The organism is Ferroplasma sp. Type II (assembly GCF_000496155.1).
Map to the genome: position 1 here is coordinate 1 of NZ_KI542804.1, position 1,410 is coordinate 1,410.

Genomic DNA, 1,410 nt, shown 5'->3' on the forward strand with positions numbered 1-1,410 from the left:
TACCATGGCATGGCACTTAACATATCTGATGCGGTTCTTAAAGGGTTCAAATTAATCAATCCATGCGGAATGAACAATAATGTCATATCATATGTTAATGTATCCAGAGAAGAGGCTAAATCAGATCTTTTAAGGGAATTTTCAAAACATTTTGGAGAATTTGAGTATGTGGATAGGGAAAAAATAATTAAGACTCTCTATTGATATCCCAGATACGCTCTGTAATGCCCAGTCGTTTATTTGAGGCCAGAGCCTGCATAAACAGCAATGATGACAGCCTGTTAAGATAAATTAGTATATATTTATTCAGTGGCATCTGCTTAGACACAAAAACAGAAAGCCTTTCAGTTCTCCTTGCAACCGTTCTTGCCATATGGAGCGATACCGCTGCCTGGCTTCCATCAGGAATAACAAAAAGCTTGATCTTGCCAATTTCTTTCCTGTATTCAATTACCCGCTGTTCAAGCCATTTTACATCCTCTTCCTTTATGGTTCTATGCTGGCTTTCCGCTGTAAGGTCCTCGCCTATCACAAAAACATCAATTTGTATTTTGATAAGGTCGTTTCTGATATCTTCCCATTGGGTATTTATGAGGGCATTTCCAATAAATGAGTTGAGTTCGTCAAGGGTGCCCTGAAGATCTACCATTGGAGAATCCTTTCCTATACGAACTCTGAGACCATTGTCGGTTTCGCCCAGATCTCCCCGTCTAGTAAACATAGGGATGTATTATAAATATAAATTTAACTGTTTGTTATGTTTTCTATATACAAAATTGCTAGAATATTATTTTCTTCTTATTGTTATGGGTATAACTCCATTGTTGAATTCACACATTGCGATATCTATGGGGTCTATCATGTCAGGCGAAACATCTAGAATCACTGGTGCACCCATTGCAATTTGCAATGCCCTGGCCCCTATAATCCTCGCTTTTTCAAATTTAGTCAGCATCATAGAAATCATTTAAAGTAAGATGTGTATTAAATAACAATAAATAAACCTTTCTATGCTATTACATAAAAGTTAATGCTGATATATTAAGCATACAATAAAATTATTTTATTAAGACCCGTTCCATGTTCTCTGGCATTACATTAATATATTTTTTATTTAGCATTAAGGGCAGTAATTTCTCTCCAAGTCTCACAAACATATGGTGCCCGGAAATTTTTAATTCTACCCTCTGAAGTTCCTTGAAAGACAGAACATGATCGGCATTGTAAAGGTAATCTCCCAGCATTGCCGGATCACCGTCACTGCCACTGCCTGAAATTAGTTCTCTTGAATTCCCATCAGTTACCGACATAATAAGGCATTCCGAATCAATGCTCCGTATTGTTGCCTTTTCCAGGTTGGTTATGATAAGTACCTGCTTTCCTATGAGATCACTCTTTGCAAATGAGTTC

General features: G+C 37.1%; 2 protein-coding genes and 2 pseudogenes. 1 reads left to right on the forward strand and 3 read right to left on the reverse strand.

Annotated features, from left to right (window positions below; genetic code table 11):
• Positions 1–204: pseudogene (locus tag AMDU4_RS12450) on the forward strand (octanoyltransferase); the annotation flags it as partial.
• Here AMDU4_RS12450 and AMDU4_RS12455 read toward each other — a convergent pair.
• The 3 genes and pseudogenes from AMDU4_RS12455 to AMDU4_RS12465 all read right to left on the reverse strand — a co-directional run.
• Positions 188–721 (reverse strand): cob(I)yrinic acid a,c-diamide adenosyltransferase, encoded by a 534-nt coding sequence (locus AMDU4_RS12455; RefSeq protein ID WP_021787550.1) that lies wholly within the window; start codon positions 719–721, stop codon positions 188–190. The pseudogene AMDU4_RS12450 and the gene AMDU4_RS12455 overlap by 17 nt on opposite strands.
• Before the next feature lie 66 nt (positions 722–787).
• Entirely contained in the window at positions 788–958 is a 171-nt protein-coding gene (locus AMDU4_RS12460) for a DNA-directed RNA polymerase subunit K (RefSeq protein WP_298409459.1), read from the reverse strand.
• Positions 959–1,058: 100 nt separating this feature from the next.
• Positions 1,059–1,410: pseudogene (locus AMDU4_RS12465) on the reverse strand (methionine--tRNA ligase); the annotation flags it as partial.